The organism is Pseudomonas sp. C5pp (assembly GCF_000814065.1).
Classification (GTDB): domain Bacteria; phylum Pseudomonadota; class Gammaproteobacteria; order Pseudomonadales; family Pseudomonadaceae; genus Aquipseudomonas; species Aquipseudomonas asiatica.
The window spans coordinates 159,841-177,114 of record NZ_JWLN01000011.1 but is presented as its reverse complement, the minus strand read 5'-3'; the positions used below and the strand labels follow the sequence as shown (position 1 = coordinate 177,114).

At 60.9% G+C, this 17,274-nt stretch carries 15 protein-coding genes; 1 reads left to right on the top strand and 14 read right to left on the bottom strand.

The window, feature by feature from the left end:
- Positions 1–16: 16 nt before the first annotated feature.
- From secG to rlmE, 6 genes are all read right to left on the bottom strand, one after another.
- On the bottom strand, positions 17–415 hold the full coding sequence (gene secG, locus RR51_RS11740; RefSeq protein ID WP_015271857.1) for a preprotein translocase subunit SecG: 399 nt from the start codon (positions 413–415) through the stop codon (positions 17–19).
- A gap of 4 nt (positions 416–419) precedes the next feature.
- Positions 420–1,175 carry a triose-phosphate isomerase gene (gene tpiA / locus RR51_RS11735; protein WP_015271858.1) on the bottom strand — a complete coding sequence of 252 codons (756 nt, stop codon included), beginning with the start codon at positions 1,173–1,175 and terminating at the stop codon, positions 420–422.
- A gap of 65 nt (positions 1,176–1,240) precedes the next feature.
- Positions 1,241–2,581, bottom strand: a complete 1,341-nt coding sequence (gene glmM, locus RR51_RS11730; protein WP_013974287.1) for a phosphoglucosamine mutase — start codon at positions 2,579–2,581, stop codon at positions 1,241–1,243.
- 16 nt (positions 2,582–2,597) lie between these two features.
- On the bottom strand, positions 2,598–3,449 hold the full coding sequence (gene folP, locus RR51_RS11725; RefSeq protein ID WP_039613588.1) for a dihydropteroate synthase: 852 nt from the start codon (positions 3,447–3,449) through the stop codon (positions 2,598–2,600).
- A gap of 8 nt (positions 3,450–3,457) precedes the next feature.
- Positions 3,458–5,362, bottom strand: coding sequence for an ATP-dependent zinc metalloprotease FtsH (gene ftsH, locus RR51_RS11720; RefSeq protein WP_015271861.1), 1,905 nt, complete (start codon positions 5,360–5,362; stop codon positions 3,458–3,460).
- A 203-nt stretch (positions 5,363–5,565) separates the two neighbouring features.
- The gene (gene rlmE / locus RR51_RS11715; RefSeq protein ID WP_024087766.1) at positions 5,566–6,192 is read right to left on the bottom strand and encodes a 23S rRNA (uridine(2552)-2'-O)-methyltransferase RlmE; all 627 of its coding nucleotides are present in this window, start codon (positions 6,190–6,192) and stop codon (positions 5,566–5,568) included.
- A gap of 102 nt (positions 6,193–6,294) precedes the next feature.
- On the opposite strand from rlmE, the gene yhbY reads away from it, so the two are divergent.
- Positions 6,295–6,603: a ribosome assembly RNA-binding protein YhbY gene (yhbY, locus tag RR51_RS11710; RefSeq protein ID WP_003249945.1), complete on the top strand. Its 309-nt coding sequence runs from the start codon at positions 6,295–6,297 to the stop codon at positions 6,601–6,603.
- Positions 6,604–6,747: 144 nt separating this feature from the next.
- Here the strand turns inward: yhbY and RR51_RS11705 are convergent, their stop codons facing one another.
- The 8 genes from RR51_RS11705 to grpE all read right to left on the bottom strand — a co-directional run bounded on the left by RR51_RS11705 (position 6,748) and on the right by grpE (position 17,162).
- Positions 6,748–7,188 (bottom strand): hypothetical protein, encoded by a 441-nt coding sequence (locus RR51_RS11705; protein ID WP_052261053.1) that lies wholly within the window; start codon positions 7,186–7,188, stop codon positions 6,748–6,750.
- Complete coding sequence (gene greA, locus RR51_RS11700; RefSeq protein WP_003258067.1) at positions 7,166–7,648, bottom strand: transcription elongation factor GreA; 483 nt, start codon at positions 7,646–7,648, stop codon at positions 7,166–7,168. The genes RR51_RS11705 and greA overlap by 23 nt, the downstream gene beginning before the upstream one ends.
- Complete coding sequence (carB, locus tag RR51_RS11695) at positions 7,645–10,866, bottom strand: carbamoyl-phosphate synthase large subunit (protein ID WP_015271865.1); 3,222 nt, start codon at positions 10,864–10,866, stop codon at positions 7,645–7,647. Before carB ends, greA begins: the two co-directional genes overlap by 4 nt.
- A gap of 105 nt (positions 10,867–10,971) precedes the next feature.
- A complete protein-coding gene (gene carA / locus RR51_RS11690) occupies positions 10,972–12,108 on the bottom strand; it encodes a glutamine-hydrolyzing carbamoyl-phosphate synthase small subunit (RefSeq protein WP_013974294.1) in 1,137 nt (378 codons plus the stop codon).
- A 327-nt stretch (positions 12,109–12,435) separates the two neighbouring features.
- The gene (gene dapB, locus RR51_RS11685; RefSeq protein WP_015271866.1) at positions 12,436–13,242 is read right to left on the bottom strand and encodes a 4-hydroxy-tetrahydrodipicolinate reductase; all 807 of its coding nucleotides are present in this window, start codon (positions 13,240–13,242) and stop codon (positions 12,436–12,438) included.
- A gap of 13 nt (positions 13,243–13,255) precedes the next feature.
- Positions 13,256–14,380 carry a molecular chaperone DnaJ gene (gene dnaJ / locus RR51_RS11680; RefSeq protein WP_013974296.1) on the bottom strand — a complete coding sequence of 375 codons (1,125 nt, stop codon included), beginning with the start codon at positions 14,378–14,380 and terminating at the stop codon, positions 13,256–13,258.
- A 197-nt stretch (positions 14,381–14,577) separates the two neighbouring features.
- Complete coding sequence (gene dnaK, locus RR51_RS11675; RefSeq protein WP_015271867.1) at positions 14,578–16,503, bottom strand: molecular chaperone DnaK; 1,926 nt, start codon at positions 16,501–16,503, stop codon at positions 14,578–14,580.
- Between the two features lie 101 nt (positions 16,504–16,604).
- Positions 16,605–17,162 carry a nucleotide exchange factor GrpE gene (gene grpE / locus RR51_RS11670; protein WP_003258073.1) on the bottom strand — a complete coding sequence of 186 codons (558 nt, stop codon included), beginning with the start codon at positions 17,160–17,162 and terminating at the stop codon, positions 16,605–16,607.
- Between the last annotated feature and the right edge of the window lie 112 nt (positions 17,163–17,274).

Genomic DNA, 17,274 nt, shown 5'->3' with positions numbered 1-17,274 from the left:
TACTACTTGAAACCCGTTACTTCTGCTCTTGTGCCGGAGGAGGTACATCACCCGTGTTAGGAGTGGTTTCACTCTTCTGCTGCTGGAGCACCGGTACATCATCATTAACTGCCGGTTTCTGCGGCTCTTTCACTTCTAGCACTGCTGGATCTGGAAGACCTGCTTGGCTAAGCTGGTGAGCTTGTTGCTTCGCGAAGTATCCTAACCCAAGTGCTGTCAAAAAGAAAGTGGCAGCGAGTATAGCAGTTAATTTACTCAGAAACGTTGCAGAACCCTGGCTCCCGAACACGGTATTTGAAGCACCCGCGCCGAAAGATGCACCTGCTTCCGCACCTTTACCCTGTTGCAACAGAACCAGCACTACAAGCGACAGCGCTGCCAACAGATGAAAAACAACGATGACTGTTTCCAGCATTTGTTCAGTTTCCTGCGGCGCGACAAATTGCACCGAATTCGTCTGCGTTCAGGGAAGCTCCACCAATGAGCCCCCCATCGATATCCGGCATGCCGAACAGTTCGGCCGCATTGGCCGCCTTCACGCTGCCGCCGTAGAGCAACTGCACCTTCGCAGCCACTTCAGCATCTTTTGCCGCCAACTGGCTACGGATGGCTGCGTGCACATCCTGGGCCTGCTGTGGCGTGGCCGTAAGGCCGGTACCGATGGCCCATACAGGCTCATAGGCAATTACTGCATTGGCAAAAGCCTTAACACCGAATGCCTCGATGATACTGCTTAGTTGACGCCCGACAACTTCGAGCGTTTTGCCAGCCTCGCGCTCTTCAAGGGTTTCCCCGATGCAAAGCACTGGTTTCAAACCTTTGGCCTGGGCCGCTGCAAACTTGCGATTGAGCACTTCGTCGGTTTCACCAATGACCTGGCGACGCTCCGAATGACCAATCAACACCAACTTGCAGCCTGCTTCAACCAGCTGTTCCGGAGCAACTTCTCCGGTCAGCGCACCCTGTTCGGGTTGTACTGCAGAATTCTGTGCGCCGACAGTAATTTCCTTACCTGCCAGGCCATCGATCACTTGATTGATGAACAAGGCCGGTGGAAATACAACGACTTCCACTCCGCTCGGCAAGGCCAGATTTCTCAAGCCTTCGGTCAGCTCAGCGACGCTAGCGCGGGTACCGTGCATCTTCCAGTTACCAGCTACCATAGGGCGACGCATGCTTTACCTCGTCGGTCAAAGTGGGCGCAGATAGTACCCAACCCTATCTGCGCTGGCAAGCGCCTTCAGACACAAACTTCGCCGACCAGTTTGGCCAACGCTTCTGCGTGCGCACGCACCTGGCTTTCGTCCTCGCCCTCGACCATCACCCGCACCAACGGCTCGGTACCGGATTTTCGCAGCAGCACGCGGCCGCGGCCTGCCAAGGCCTCGGTCACCTTGGCACTGGCTTCCTTGACCGCCGGGTGCTCCAGCGGGTCGACCTTGCTGGCGCCATAGCGCACGTTGATAAGCACCTGCGGGCACTTGCGCAGGGCCTGACGAGCCTGCGCCAGAGTTTCGCCACGACGCTTGAGTGCCATCAATACCTGCAGCGCTGCGATGATCGCATCACCGGTGGTAGTGTGGTTGCAGCACACGACGTGCCCGGAGTTTTCGCCACCGACCAGCCACTCACGCTCCAGCAGCTCTGCCATGACGTAACGGTCACCGACCTTCGCCCGCACGAACGGAACATCCAGTTCCTTCAGCGCAAGCTCCAGGCCCAGGTTGCTCATCAGCGTGCCCACCACCCCGCCCTGCAGCTTTCCACGCTCCTGCAGGTCGCGAGCAATGATGAACAGCAGTTCGTCACCATCAACGATGGCGCCGGTGTGGTCGACCATCAGCACGCGGTCGCCATCACCGTCAAAGGCAATGCCCAGGTCGGCATGGCCTACCAGCACGGCAGCCTGAAGCGATTCAATGTGAGTCGAGCCACAGCCTTCGTTGATGTTCAGGCCGTCTGGCTGGGCATGCAGCACGGTTACTTCGGCACCCAGCTCGCGGAAAACGCTTGGCGCGACCTTGTAGGTGGCACCGTGGGCGCAATCGACAACCAGCTTGAGGCCGTCGAAGCTGGTGCTGGTCGGCACGCTGCTCTTGCAGAACTCGATGTAGCGGCCGGCTGCATCGTTGATGCGCGAAACCTTGCCCAGCTTGCCCGACTCGACAACGGTCATCGGCTGATCGAGCAATTCCTCGATCATCAACTCGACTTCGTCCGGCAGCTTGGTCCCTTGGCCCGAGAAGAACTTGATGCCATTGTCATCGTGCGGGTTGTGCGAGGCGCTGATGACGATGCCGGCTTCGGCGTGGAAGGTACGCGTCAGGTAGGCGATGGCCGGCGTAGGCATCGGCCCGAGCAGCATCACATCGGCACCTGCCGCGGACAGGCCGGCTTCGAGTGCGGACTCGAACATGTAGCCGGAGATACGCGTGTCTTTGCCAACCAGCACTCGGCAGTGGCCTTGCTTGCGGAAGGCCATGCCGGCCGCCCAGCCAAGCTTCAGCATGAAGTCAGGCGTGATCGGGTATTCGCCGACGCGGCCACGAATGCCGTCGGTACCAAAGTATTTTCTGCTCATAGGGACTCCAATGTTCTTATTCGGCGTTTTGCACCGCAGCGATCATGCGCACCACATCAACGGTTTCGGCCACGTCATGGACACGAAGGATGCTCGCCCCCTTGATCATGGCCAACGCCGCCAGCGCAAGGCTGCCATACAACCGCTCGCCGACCGGACGTTCCAGCGTCAGGCCGATCATGCTCTTGCGCGAAACACCCACCAGCAGCGGGCGCCCAAGGCGATAGAGCGCTTCCATGTGCTTGAACAGGCTCAGATTGTGCGCCAGTGTCTTGGCGAAACCGAAGCCCGGATCAAGGATGATTCTGTTTGCGTCGATGCCCGCCGCGGCGCAGGCGACCATTCGCTGTTCAAGGTAGCGCGTAACGTCGGCGGTCACATCTTCGTAATGCGGGTCGTCCTGCATGTTACCCGGCTCGCCACGCATGTGCATGAGGCATACCGGCAGGCCGGTATCCGCGGCTGCGTCCAGGGCGCCATCGCGCTCCAGGGCACGCACGTCGTTGATCAACCCTGCACCGAGGCGCGCCGATTCACGCATGACGGCTGGGGTGGAGGTATCGACCGAGATGACCACGTCGAGTCGGCTGTTGATCGCCTCGACCATGGGGGCTACCCGCTCCAGCTCCTCGGTTACCGATACCGCGCGCGCGCCCGGCCGCGTGGACTCGCCGCCGATGTCGATCAGCGTGGCGCCTGCGGCAACCATCGCTTCGGCATGACGCAACGCCTCGTCGCGCTGGTTGAAGCGCCCGCCATCGGAGAAGGAATCAGGGGTGATATTGAGAATACCCATGACATGGGTACGCGACAAATCAAGAACCCGGTTGCCGCAAGGCAACCGGGTCGGGTACTGCACTGAGCTCATAGATGCCCTTAGTGTTGAGCCGCTGGACCGCCGATCGGCGATTCCGGGCGATCACCTTGGGCAGCTGGTTTGCCCGAAGCCGAGTCATCATCCCAGTCGCGCGGTTCGCGGGGGGTACGGCCAGCCATGATATCGTCAATCTGCTCGGCGTCGATGGTCTCGTACTTCATCAGCGCTTCGGCCATGGCATCGAGCTTGTCACGGTTGTCGGTGAGCAGCTGCTTGGCCGTGGCGTAGCACTGGTCGATGATGCTGCGCACTTCCGAGTCGATCAGCTTGGCGGTTTCGCCGGAAACGCTGGCGTGCTGGCTCGCAGCACTGCGACCCAGGAACACCTCGCCTTCTTCCTCGGCGTACATCAGCGGCCCGAGTTTTTCGGAAAGGCCCCACTTGGTCACCATGTTGCGGGCGATCTGGCTGGCACGCATGATGTCGTTGGACGCACCGGTAGTGACGCCGTCGAAGCCCAAGGTCATTTCCTCGGCAATACGGCCCCCGTACAGCGAGCAGATCTGGCTGATCAGTGCGCGCTTGGACAGGCTGTAGCGGTCTTCTTCCGGCAGGAACATGGTCACGCCCAGGGCACGGCCACGCGGAATGATCGAAACCTTGTAGACCGGATCGTGCTCAGGCACCAGGCGACCGACAATGGCGTGGCCAGCCTCATGGTAGGCAGTGTTCTGCTTTTCTTTCTCGGACATGACCATGGTCTTGCGCTCGGCGCCCATCATGATCTTGTCCTTGGCCAGTTCGAACTCTTTCATTTCGACCAGGCGCTTGTTGGCGCGCGCGGCAAACAGCGAGGCCTCGTTGACCAGGTTGGCCAGGTCAGCACCGGAGAAGCCAGGGGTACCACGGGCAATGACCGCCGGGTTGACGTTCTCGCCGACCGGCACCTTGCGCATGTGCACCTTGAGGATCTGTTCGCGACCACGAATATCCGGCAGGCCCACCACCACCTGACGGTCGAAGCGGCCGGGGCGCAGCAGCGCCGGGTCGAGCACGTCCGGACGGTTGGTAGCGGCGATGACGATGATGCCATCGTTCATCTCGAAGCCGTCCATCTCCACCAGCAACTGGTTGAGGGTTTGCTCACGTTCGTCGTGACCGCCACCCATGCCAGCGCCACGGTGGCGACCAACGGCGTCGATCTCGTCGATGAAGATGATGCACGGGGCGTGCTTCTTGGCCTGTTCGAACATGTCGCGCACACGGCTGGCGCCGACACCGACGAACATTTCCACGAAGTCCGAACCGGAAATGGTGAAGAAAGGCACCTTCGCCTCACCGGCGATGGCCTTGGCTAGCAAGGTCTTACCGGTACCGGGCGGGCCGACCATCAGCACGCCACGCGGAATACGGCCGCCCAGGCGCTGGAACTTGCCCGGGTCGCGCAGGAACTCGACCAGCTCGCCGACTTCTTCCTTGGCTTCGTCGCAACCTGCAACGTCGGCCAGGGTGGTCTTGACCTGGTCTTCGGACAGCAGGCGCGCCTTGCTCTTGCCGAAGCTCATCGGCCCGCCCTTGCCCCCCGCTCCGCCCTGCATCTGGCGCATGAAGAACATGAACACGGCGATGATCACCAGGATCGGGAAGCTCGCTACCAGCAGTTGTGTCCAGATGCTCTGCTGCTCAGGCTGCTTGCCTTCGATGATGACGTGATTGTCGACCAGGTCGCCAATCAGGCCGTTGTCGGTAATGGCCGGACGCACGGTCTTGAAATTATCGCCATCAGCGCGCTTGCCGGTGATGATGTAGCCGTCGACGGTCACACGCTCGACCTTGCCATCCTTGACCTGCTGGATGAAGTCGGAATAGTTGAGGGTCTGCGGCTCGTTAGGGCTGGAGAAGTTGTTCATCACTGTCACCAGGACAGCTGCGATGATCAACCACAGGATCAGATTCTTTGCCATGTCGTTCAATTCGCTACCCTCTGAGGTCGGCGCACGACGCAGCCGTTCCTCGCATGATATTCATCGCCCTAACTTACTACATTACCTACGCAGCCGCAGGCACCGTCTGTAACCCTTTGTGAAAGCTAGACTACACGAAGTTCGGACGATCCTGACGCGGCGGCCGATTGGAAATAACTATCGGCCACCACGCTTCACGCCTTTCATGCCCCTTTGAAACCCCTGGCCAGCAGGTACTGCTCGCGGGAACGGTCACGCGACGACGACGGCTTGCGCATCTGTACCTTGTCGAACTTGCTGCGCACGTCCTTGAGGTACACGTCAAAACCTTCGCCCTGGAAAATCTTGATCAGGAAATCGCCGCCGGGCTTTAGCACGCGGGTTGCCAGATCGAGGGCCAGCTCGCAGAGGAACATGGCACGCGGCATGTCCACCGCAGGCGTACCACTCATATTGGGGGCCATGTCTGAAATCACAAGGTCTACGTGCGAATCGCCGACGGCCTCGAGAATGCGCTGCAGCACTTCATCCTGGGTGAAATCGCCCTGGATGAAGGTCACATCGGGGATCGAGTCCATCTCCAGGATGTCGGACGCGATCAGGCGGCCCTGGCCACCAATCAGACGACTGGTCACCTGCGACCAGCCACCAGGAGCAGCGCCGAGATCGATCACGCTCATACCTGGGCGGATCAGCCGGTCCTTTTCCTGGATCTCCAGCAGTTTGTAGCTCGCACGCGAGCGGTAGCCGTCCTTTTGTGCCTGTTTCACAAAAGGATCGTTGAAATGCTCTCGCAGCCAGTTTGCGCTGCTTTTGGAACGTTGTACCACGGGGCACCTCGATGATATGCGTCGTGATTGACTGGGCGGAGCCGGTGGCCCTCGGGTAAAATGCCGGTCAATTTTACAGAATCAGACGGAAAGGGTCAGATTATGCCGCTCAATAACGAGCAGAAGAAGCAATACAAGTCCATTGGTCATGACCTGAAGCCGGTCCTGATCGTCGCTGGCAACGGTTTGAATGAAGGCGTCATCGCCGAACTGGAGCGCGCCTTGGTCGACCATGAGCTGATCAAGGTCGAAATTCGCTCGGAAGACCGCGAAGAGCGCGCCGAGACCATTGCCGAACTGTGCAAGGCCGGCCGTGCCGAACTGGTGCAGACCATCGGCAAGAAAGCGCTGATCTACCGCAAGAACCCACAGCCGAACAAGCAGCTGTCCAATATCCACCGTTACAAGTAACGGCACGGGGGGTGCTGCGCAGCCCATCGCGACACAAGGCCGCTCCCACAGGGATTGCACCGACCTGCGGCACAACGCAATCCCTGTGGGAGCGGCCTTGTGTCGCGAAAGGGCCGCAAAGCGGTCCCAGCGATCTCAAACGGTCTAGCGGCGCACCTTGACCGGAACCGGCTGGGCCACCAGCACGATGCCGGAAAAGCCCAGCACCAGGAAACAGAGCAGCTGCCAACGCTCGCCAACGGAAATACCGTAGCGCAAGGTGTAATACCCCACGCAGGCACCGAAGCCGAGCAGCAGCATCTGGCCGCGGAACTGCCGCCACCAGGCCGACAGGCCGTCCACCCTTGCCAGCACCGCCAGCTGGGTCAACAAGCCAAGCAGCGCCACGCCGATCAACCAGCGGTCGATCTGCCCGGCGACATCCTGCACCAGCAGCGGCGCCAGGCCACTGACCTTGAGCGCGGGCACCAACCCCACGTGAAACACCCACAAGCCGCCGACCCAGAAAACCTGGGCCAGTTGCCAGAGGATCCCCTCGAGGGATGGCGCCCGCAGGCGCCGGTCAGATGTGCTTGACTTCGACAATCTCGTACTCGACCGTACCGTTCGGCGTCTTGACGACAACGGTATCCCCTTCTTCCTTGCCAATGATGGCGCGGGCGATCGGCGCACTGTTCGACAGTTTGCCCTTCTTCACGTCGGCCTCATCCTCGCCAACGATCTGGTAGGTCACCTGGTCACCGGTTTCGGTGTTTTCCAGGTCCACGGTGGTGCCGAAGATGACCTTGCCGGTGTGGGCAATGGTAGTCACATCGATCACCACCGAGTTCTGCAGACGACCTTCGATATCGCGGATACGCGCCTCGACCATGCCCTGCTCTTCACGAGCAGCGTGGTATTCGGCATTTTCCTTCAGGTCACCCAGTTCGCGCGCTTCACCAATGGCCTGGCTCAGGCGCGGGCGCTCGGTCTTGCTCAGGAAGAGCAGCTCCTCTTCCAGGGCGCGAGCGCCCTGGACGGTCATCGGGTACTTGGTAATGCTCATGCTTTCAGTCCTGCATGCAGATCCTGCAGGCGGCGAACGGTCTTTTCCGGACCAAATTTCAGCGCCTCGCAGATGGCTTCACCGGCCGCAATGGTGGTGGTGCAGTAAATTTTGTGCTGCAGCGCATTGCGACGAATCGAGTAGGAATCGGCGATCGACTGGCGGCCTTCGGTGGTGTTGATGATCAGCGACACTTCGTCGTTCTTGATCATGTCGACCACGTGCGGGCGACCTTCGGTCACCTTGTTCACACGGCGCACTTTCAGGCCAGCCGCTTCGATAACCTTGGCAGTGCCGGCAGTTGCAACCACTTCGAAGCCCAGGGCGATCAGGTCGCGGGCAACGCCAGCCACTTGCGGCTTGTCGTCGTCACGCACGCTGATGAATGCGGTACCGCCGGTCGGCAGTACTTCGCTGGCACCCATCTGGGCCTTGGCGAAGGCTTCACCGAAGCTGTCACCGACACCCATGACTTCACCGGTCGATTTCATCTCAGGGCCGAGGATCGGGTCAACCCCCGGGAACTTGGCGAACGGGAAGACGGCTTCCTTGACGCTGTAGAAATTCGGGATGATTTCCTGGGTGAAGCCCAGCTCTTTCAGGGTTTTGCCGGCCATGACGCGGGCCGCGATCATCGCCAGGGAGGTGCCGATGCACTTGGAGACGAACGGCACGGTACGCGAAGCGCGCGGGTTGACTTCGATCACGTAGATCTTGTCGCCCTGCAGGGCCAGCTGCACGTTCATCAGGCCGACCACGCCCAGCTCCAGGGCCATTTTCTTGACCTGTACGCGGACTTCGTCCTGCACTTCCTTGCTCAGCGAATACGGTGGCAGGGAGCATGCCGAGTCGCCGGAGTGAACGCCGGCCTGCTCGATGTGCTGCATGATGGCGCCGATTACCACATCGGTGCCGTCGCACACCGCATCCACGTCCATCTCGATGGCGCAGTTGAGGAAGTGGTCGAGCAGTACCGGGCTGTCGTTGGACACCTGCACGGCTTCGCGCAGGTAGCGCTTGAGCTCGTCCAGCTCGTAGACGATTTCCATGGCACGGCCGCCCAGTACGTAGGACGGGCGCACTACCAGCGGATAGCCGATGCCGCCAGCAGCGCTGATGGCTTCTTCTTCGCTGCGCACGGTGGCGTTTGGCGGCTGCAGCAGGTTCAGGCGCTGAACCATCTGCTGGAAGCGCTCGCGGTCTTCAGCGCGGTCGATGGCATCCGGGCTGGTACCGATGATCGGTACGCCAGCTTCTTCCAGGGCGCGGGCCAGTTTCAGCGGGGTCTGGCCACCGTAGTGGACGATCACGCCTTTCGGCTTCTCGACACGGCACACTTCCAGCACGTCTTCCAGTGTCAGCGGCTCGAAGTACAGGCGGTCGGAAGTGTCGTAGTCGGTGGAGACGGTTTCCGGGTTGCAGTTGACCATGATGGTCTCGTAACCGTCTTCACGCAGCGCCAGTGCGGCGTGTACGCAGCAGTAGTCGAACTCGATACCCTGGCCGATACGGTTAGGGCCGCCACCCAGGATCATGATCTTGTCGCGGGTCGACGGGTTGGCCTCGCACTCTTCCTCATAGGTGGAGTACAGGTAGGCGGTGTCGGTAGCGAATTCGGCAGCGCAGGTGTCGACGCGCTTGTACACCGGGAACACTTCCAGCTTGTGGCGGTGACGGCGCAGGTTCTTGTCGGTGATACCCAACAGCTTGGCCAGACGCTGGTCAGAGAAGCCCTTGCGCTTGAGGCGCAGCATGTAGTCCTTGTCGATCGACGACAGGGCCAGGGTCTTGACCTTCTCTTCTTCCTTGATCAGGTCTTCCATCTGCACCAGGAACCACATGTCGATGCCGGTCAGGTCGAAGATCTGCTCGCAGGTCATGCCGGCACGCATGGCGTCAGCCACGTACCAGATACGCTCGGCGCCCGGTACGGTCAGCTCGCGCTTGAGGATGCTGCTGGCTTCAGGGTTGGCCAGGTCGACTTTCGGGTCGAGGCCGCAGGCGCCGACTTCCAGGCCGCGCAGAGCTTTCTGCAGAGACTCCTGGAAGGTACGGCCGATGGCCATGACTTCACCCACGGACTTCATCTGGGTGGTCAGGCGGGCGTCGGCTTTCGGGAATTTCTCGAAGGCGAAGCGCGGCAGCTTGGTGACGACGTAGTCGATCGACGGCTCGAAGGAGGCCGGGGTGCGGCCGCCGGTGATGTCGTTCTGCAGTTCGTCGAGGGTGTAACCGACAGCCAGCTTGGCAGCGATCTTGGCGATCGGGAAGCCGGTGGCCTTGGAGGCCAGCGCCGAGGAACGCGAAACGCGCGGGTTCATCTCGATCACGACCATGCGGCCTGTGTTCGGGCAGATACCGAACTGAACGTTGGAACCGCCGGTTTCAACACCGATTTCACGCAGCACCGCCAGCGAGGCGTTGCGCATGATCTGGTATTCCTTGTCGGTCAGGGTCTGTGCCGGGGCGACAGTGATCGAGTCACCGGTGTGCACGCCCATCGGATCGAAGTTCTCGATCGAGCAGACGATGATGCAGTTGTCCTTCTTGTCGCGGACAACCTCCATCTCGTATTCCTTCCAGCCGATCAGCGATTCGTCGATCAGCAGTTCCTTGGTCGGCGACAGGTCCAGGCCACGGGCGCAGATTTCTTCGAATTCTTCCCGGTTGTAGGCGATACCACCACCGGTGCCGCCCATGGTGAACGACGGACGGATGATGCACGGGAAGCCCAGGCGCTCGAGGACGGCGTTGGCTTCTTCCATGCTGTGGGCGATACCGGAGCGCGGGCACTCCAGGCCGATGTCCTTCATGGCCTTGTCGAAGCGCGAGCGGTCTTCGGCCTTGTCGATGGTGTCGGCATTGGCACCGATCATTTCCACGCCGAACTTTTCCAGAACGCCGTGGCGCTCCAGGTCCAGGGCGCAGTTCAGTGCAGTCTGGCCACCCATGGTCGGCAGCAGTGCGTCCGGGCGCTCTTTCTCGATGATCTTGGCCACCGACTGCCACTTGATCGGCTCGATGTAGGTGGCGTCGGCCATGGCCGGGTCGGTCATGATGGTGGCCGGGTTGGAGTTCACCAGGATGACGCGGAAACCTTCCTCGCGCAGGGCTTTACAGGCCTGGGCGCCGGAGTAGTCGAATTCGCAGGCCTGGCCGATCACGATCGGGCCAGCGCCGAGAATCAGGATGCTTTTGATGTCTGTACGTTTTGGCATGGTTGTCACTCAAATCCGGGGTCAGTCGGCAAGCCGCTTTGAACAATCTGGGTCAGGCGCTTCCGGGCGCGGCGCAAGCCGGCCCGGGGCCTTGAAGCAGGATGCTCAGCGGCGCTTGGCCATGGCATCGATGAAACGATCGAACAGTGGCGCGACGTCGGTCGGGCCTGGGCTCGCTTCAGGGTGGCCCTGGAAGCTGAACGCGCTCTTGTCGGTGCGCTCGATACCCTGCAGGGTGCCGTCGAACAGCGACTTGTGGATGGCGCGGACGTTACCCGGCAGGGTGGCCTCGTCCACGGCAAAGCCGTGGTTCTGGCTGGTGATCATGACCACACCGGTGTCCAGATCCTGGACCGGGTGGTTGGCACCGTGGTGGCCATGGCCCATTTTCACGGTCTTGGCGCCCGAAGCCAGGGCCAGCAGCTGGTGGCCCAGGCAGATGCCGAATACCGGGATCTCGGTCTCGAGGATTTCCTTGATCGCCTGGATGGCGTAGTCGCAAGGCTCGGGGTCACCAGGGCCGTTGGACAGGAACACGCCGTCCGGGTTGAGTGCCAGCACTTCGCTGGCCGGAGTCTGGGCCGGCACCACGGTCACGCGGCAGCCACGGGCAACCAGCATGCGCAGGATGTTCAGCTTGACGCCGTAGTCGAAGGCGACCACGTGGTAAGGCAGATCAGCGGCTTCGATGGTCGGATGGCTGTCGGTCTTCAGTTCCCACACGCTGGAGCGCCACTCGTAGCGTTCCTTGGTGGAAACGACCTTGGCCAGGTCCATGCCCTTCAGGCCCGGGAAGGCGCGGGCAGCGGCGATGGCGGCCTCTTCGCTGATGTTGTCACCGGCGAGGATGCAACCGTTCTGAGCGCCCTTTTCACGCAGGATTCGGGTCAGGCGACGGGTGTCGATGCCGGCGATGGCGACGACGTTGTTGGCCTTGAGGTACTCAGGCAGCGACTGGGTGTTACGCCAGTTGCTGGCCAGCAGCGGCAGGTCACGAATGACCAGGCCAGCGGACCAGACGCGGTTCGACTCGGCGTCTTCCGGGGTAGTACCGGTATTGCCGATGTGCGGGTAGGTCAGGGTAACGATTTGCTGCGCATAGGAAGGGTCTGTAAGGATTTCCTGGTAGCCGGTCATAGCGGTGTTGAATACCACCTCACCAACGGTCTGACCGTCGGCACCGATAGCTTCACCGCGGAAAATACTGCCGTCGGCAAGGGCGAGTATGGCTGGCTTTGTCAAGAAGACCTCCCGTAAATCAAGCATGAAAGGGCGATCGCAGGTTGCAAAAAAGCGGAGTGACGTATGGACACGTCACCCCGCTTTCATGTGCTGAATTCAATTCGCTGCGCGCTTTTAGTGGACACACTAAAGCTGTAGCTTACAGAAAAGTGCGTTTTCGGTCTACCGCGGATGTGTCTCTAAAACACATCAATGCGACAGGCTGACATCTGTGCCGGCTTCTTCGCGGGTAAACCCGCTCCTACAGGTACAGCGTTGCCCTCAGGCATGGCGCTATCCCTGTAGGAGCGGGTTTACCCGCGAAGAAGCCAACACAGTTCAAACTGCTTAACGCAGCTCGAGCACATCCTGCATGTCGTACAGGCCAGGCTCGCGCCCGTCCAGCCACAGCGCCGCACGCACGGCGCCCTTGGCAAAGGTCATGCGGCTGGAAGCCTTGTGGGTAATCTCGACGCGCTCGCCTTCAGCGGCGAACAGCACGGTATGGTCACCCACCACATCACCGGCACGCACGGTGGCGAAGCCGATGGTCTGACGCTCACGTGCACCGGTCTGCCCTTCACGGCCATACACGGCCACTTCCTGCAGGTTGCGACCCAGCGCCTGGGCAACCACTTCACCCATGCGCAGCGCGGTGCCCGATGGCGCATCGACCTTGTGCCGGTGGTGCGCTTCGAGGATTTCGATATCCACATCGTCACCCAGCACGCGCGCTGCGGTATCCAGCAGCTTAAGGCACAGGTTGACGCCGACGCTGAAGTTGGCGGCAAAAACGATCGGGATTTCCTTGCCGGCCTCGGCCAGCAGCTGTTTCTCTTCCGGCGTGAAGCCAGTAGTGCCAATGACCATGGCCTTGCCCGCCTTGCGGCAGAACGCCAGGTTCTTCAGGGTCACCGAAGGGTGAGTGAAATCGATCAGCACGTCGAACTCGTCGACCACCTTGGACAGGTCGTCGGAAATCGGCACACCAATACGGCCCAGGGCCGCCAACTCACCGGCATCAGCCCCAACCAGCGAGCTGTCCGGGCGGTCTATCGCCGCCGTCAGGCCCGCCTGGGGAGCCTGTTGCTGCACGGCCTCGACGAGGGTCTTGCCCATCCGCCCTGCCGCACCCATCACTGCAATACGTCGCATAGCCATTTCCTTGTCAGAGATCGCCGAAGAAGCGCTTCACGCCATCGAACCAGCCACTGGCCTTGGGCGAGTGAGAGCTATCGCCTTCCAGCGAATCACGCAGTTCTTCGAGCAACTCGCGCTGGCGGCGGCTGAGGTTGACGGGGGTTTCCACCGCCACGCGGCACAGCAGGTCACCCGCACCACCACCGCGCACCGGGGCAACACCCTTGCCGCGCAGGCGGAACTGCTTGCCGGTCTGGGTACCTTCCGGGATCTTCAGCTTCACCCGCCCATCGAGGGTCGGCACTTCCAGCTCGCCACCCAAGGCGGCATCGGTGTAGCTGATCGGTACTTCGCAGTACAGGTGCTTGCCATCTCGCTGGAAGATCTCGTGCTCACGCACGTTGATCACCACATACAGGTCGCCGGTCGGGCCACCATGGGTACCGGCCTCGCCCTCGCCCGACAGACGGATGCGGTCGCCGGTATCGACACCTGCCGGCACCTTGACCGACAGCGTCTTGTATTCCTCGACACGGCCTTCGCCGTGGCACGAGGTGCATGGGTCGGTAATGATCTTGCCCTGGCCATGGCAGCGCGGGCAGGTCTGCTGTACCGAGAAGAAGCCTTGCTGCATGCGCACCTGGCCGATACCGCCACAAGTCGGGCAGGTAGATGGGGTCGAGCCCTTCTTGGCACCAGAGCCGTCGCACGGCTGGCAGTTGACCAGCGTGGGCACACGGATGCTGACCGTGGTGCCACGTACCGCTTCTTCCAGGTTCAGTTCCAGGGTGTAGCGCAGGTCACTGCCGCGCTGAGCACCACCACGCGAGCCGCCACGGCCGCCCCCGAAGAAGTCGCTGAACACATCACCGAAGATGTCGGAGAAGTTGGCACCACCGAAACCGGCGCCACCACCACCCATGCTCGGGTCCACACCCGCATGACCGTACTGGTCGAACGCAGCACGCTTGCTGGCGTCAGACAGCACTTCGTAGGCCTCGTTGGCCTCCTTGAACTTGTCTTCCGACTCTTTGTCGCCCGGGTTGCGGTCCGGATGGTACTTCATCGCCAGGCGACGGTAAGCCTTCTTGAGGTCTGATTCGCTGGCGCCGCGCTCGACACCCAATACCTCATAATAATCACGCTTGGACATAGGTCATTTGCACCTTGTTGGGCGTCTGGCATCTGCGCCACGCCATCAGCACCCGCCCTTTGCCCACCAGGGCCACCGACAGATGCTGTAAAAATTCTCGAATTCCAGATACGCCAACGCGGGAGCAAGCCCCCGCGCGGCGACATCCTACCAGCTCACCACCAAACGGCGGTGAACTGGCCGACAACATGCAGGGATTACTGCTTGTTGTTGTCTTTCACTTCTTCGAACTCAGCGTCAACCACGTCATCGTGCTTGGCTTCCGGCTCGGCCTGCTGCGCGCCGCCCTGAGGCTGTTCGGCCGACTGCTCGGCGTACATCTTCTGGGCAACCGGCGCCGAAACCTTGGACAGCTCCTCGACCTTGGCGTCGATGGCAGCCTTGTCGTCGCCTTTGACAGCGGCTTCCAGGGCAACAACCGCAGCCTCGATGGCGGCTTTCTCTTCAGCGGTAACCTTGTCACCAGCGTCAGCGACCATCTTGCGGGTCGAGTGAACCAGCGCATCACCCTGGTTACGGGCAGCGGCCAGCTCTTCGAACTTGCGGTCTTCCTCGGCGTTGGCCTCGGCGTCACGCACCATGCGCTCGATCTCTTCGTCCGACAGGCCGGAGTTGGCCTTGATCACGATCGACTGCGACTTGCCGGTAGCCTTGTCCTTGGCACTGACGTGCAGAATGCCGTTGGCGTCGATGTCGAAGGTTACTTCGATCTGTGGAACGCCACGTGGAGCCGGCGGAATGTCAGCCAGGTCGAACTTGCCCAGCGACTTGTTCTGTGCAGCCTGCTTGCGCTCACCCTGCAGCACGTGAATGGTCACGGCACCCTGGTTGTCGTCGGCAGTCGAGAACACCTGCGACTTCTTGGTCGGGATGGTGGTGTTCTTCTCGATCAGCGAAGTCATCACGCCACCCATGGTTTCGATACCAAGGGTCAGCGGGCTGACGTCCAGCAGCAGTACGTCCTTGACGTCACCAGCCAGCACCGCGCCCTGGATGGCTGCACCCATGGCCACGGCTTCGTCCGGGTTGACGTCCTTGCGCGCTTCTTTACCGAAGAAGTCGGCAACGGCTTTCTGCACCAGCGGCATACGGGTCTGGCCACCGACCAGGATCACGTCGTCGATCTTGCTTGCATCGATACCGGCGTCCTTCAGGGCGATACGGCAAGGCTCGATGGTACGGGCAACCAGGTCTTCGACCAGCGATTCCAGCTTGGCGCGGGAAATCTTCACGTTCAGGTGCTTCGGACCGGTAGCGTCTGCAGTGATGTACGGCAGGTTTACGTCGGTCGACTGAGCGGAGGACAGTTCGATCTTGGCCTTTTCAGCGGCTTCTTTCAGGCGCTGCAGTGCCAGCGGATCGTTCTTCAGGTCCATGCCGGACTCTTTCTTGAACTCGTCGACGAGGTAGTCGATCAGGCGCATGTCGAAGTCTTCGCCACCCAGGAAGGTGTCGCCGTTGGTAGCCAGTACTTCGAACTGGTGCTCACCGTCGACTTCGGCAATCTCGATGACCGAAACGTCGAAGGTACCACCACCCAGGTCATAAACGATGACGGTGTGGTCGCCCTTGGCTTTGTCCATGCCGTAAGCCAGTGCAGCGGCAGTTGGCTCGTTGATGATGCGTTTTACATCCAGGCCAGCGATGCGACCGGCATCCTTGGTGGCCTGACGCTGGCTGTCATTGAAGTAGGCCGGAACGGTGATGACCGCTTCGGTAACTGGCTCGCCGAGGTAGTCTTCGGCGGTTTTCTTCATTTTCTTCAGGACTTCGGCGCTGATCTGCGGCGGAGCCATGTCCTTGCCACTGGCCTGTACCCAGGCGTCGCCATTGCTGGCCTTGACGATCTTGTAAGGCACCAGCTTGATGTCTTTCTGTACAACATCTTCTTCGAAGCGGCGGCCGATCAGGCGCTTCACTGCGAACAGAGTGTTGTGCGGGTTGGTGACCGCCTGACGCTTGGCCGACTGACCAACCAGGATTTCGCCGTCATTGGCGTAGGCCACGATCGAAGGGGTGGTACGCGCACCTTCGGCGTTTTCGATGACCTTGACGTTACCGTTTTCCAGAACAGAGACGCACGAGTTGGTGGTCCCCAGGTCGATACCGATGATTTTACCCATGTTAACTCTCCCGAAACTTGAATTTGGTAGCAGCGACTACTTTGGCCAACTGCGGTAATACTTGAAGGCTTGACACCTAGATGGGGATGCCCGGATGGATTTCAAGCCTTTTCATTGATCGAGGGTTGCGCCGCGCTTGGCGCCTTGCTGACCACCACCATGGCGGGGCGCAGCAGACGACCGTTGAGCAGATAGCCCTTCTGGAACACGTTCAGCACGCTGTTCGGCTCAACTTCGGCGTTTTCCTGCATGGCCATGGCCTGGTGGTGCTCTGGGTTGAACGGCTGGCCGTGCGGGTCGACTGCTTCGAGGTTGTAGCGCTTGAGAGTGTCCTGGAACATCTTCAGGGTCAGCTCGACACCCTCGCGGATCTGCTTGACGTGCTCATCGTCGGCACTGGAGTGCGCCAGGGCCAGTTCCAGGCTGTCGATCACCGGCAGCAGGTCGCCCGAGAACTTCTCGAGGGCAAACTTGTGGGCTTTCTCGACATCCTGCTCGGCACGACGACGAGCGTTCTGCACGTCGGCAACGGCGCGCAGCGCCTGGTCCTTGGCGGCGGCCAGCTGCTCCTCGAGTTCCAGGACGCGGGCATCGGCAGCATTACCTGCACCGGTCTCTTCGACGTTAAGGTCTTTCTCGTTCAGCTGTTCGTCAGCCATGGGGTCTCTCCTGCGCAATTTTGTGGACTGCGAGCCAGGCTCGCCATTGATGTCGGCTATATGGGGCCGGAAAAACCAGCTTCAAGGGGCAAGGTCGTTTTCCCGGCTGCAA